This is a genomic window from Streptomyces himastatinicus ATCC 53653, from assembly GCF_000158915.1.
In the GTDB taxonomy this organism is placed as follows: domain Bacteria; phylum Actinomycetota; class Actinomycetes; order Streptomycetales; family Streptomycetaceae; genus Streptomyces; species Streptomyces himastatinicus.
In genome coordinates, this window is the sequence record NZ_GG657754.1 from 195575 (window position 1) to 196314 (window position 740).

At 73.6% G+C, this 740-nt stretch carries 2 protein-coding genes; one reads left to right on the forward strand and one right to left on the reverse strand.

Going from position 1 to position 740, the window contains the following annotated elements; translation table 11 throughout:
- Positions 1 to 389 (forward strand): DUF2470 domain-containing protein (locus SSOG_RS00860; RefSeq protein ID WP_039936238.1); only part of this gene is annotated, 389 nt, incomplete at its 5' end.
- A 12-nt stretch (positions 390 to 401) separates the two neighbouring features.
- On the opposite strand, the gene SSOG_RS53040 is transcribed toward SSOG_RS00860, so the two are convergent.
- Positions 402 to 740 (reverse strand): FAD-dependent oxidoreductase (locus SSOG_RS53040; RefSeq protein ID WP_039936241.1); only part of this gene is annotated, 339 nt, incomplete at its 5' end.

A 740-nucleotide genomic window follows, 5' to 3' on the forward strand; every position in this document is an offset into this window, starting at 1 on the left:
GCACCTGCCTGGAGTTCGGCCAGGCGGTCCTGGAGGACGACCGGGGGCGCGCGTACGTCACCCTCCACACCTTGCAGGCGGCGCCCCTCGACCCCATCGCGACGAGCGAGGCGAGCATGCTGACCCATCTCGTCGACGACCACAGCGAACTCGTCCCCCTGCTGCTGCGCCTCGTCCACCCCCACCCGGACAAGGGCATGGTGCGCGCCCTCCCCGTGGCGATGGACCGCTACGGCATCACCCTGCGCCTCGAACACCCGCGCACCCACCACGATGTCCGGCTGCCGTTCAAGACCCCCGTGACCGACATCAACCAGGCCGGGCCCCAGATCCACGCCCTCCTGACCACGGCGCGCCGCCTCGCCCACTCGGGCAACCTGCTGGCCTGAACCGCCGGGGCGTCACCCGGCTTCGGCCCGGTGACCGCTCATCACGGCCAGGCTTTCGTCGCGGATCGGCTGTGAGGTGTCGCGGTCGGGGCGGTAGGGGGCCAGGGCGGGTGCGGGGGTGCCGGTGGTGAGTTCCCCGGCGGCCAGGGCGGCGAGGAGCGGGGCGAGGGTGACACCGCTGTGGGTGGCGATGGTGTAGAGGCCGGGCGCGTGGGGGTGCGGGCCGACCAGGGGAAGGCCGTCTTCGGGAACGGGGCGGACGCCGATCCGGGTGCCTCCCAGGGTGCGGAAGGCGGGCAGGACCGTGGCGCACCGGCCGAGGAGGTCCGCTTCGGGCGGTACCTGGGTGTC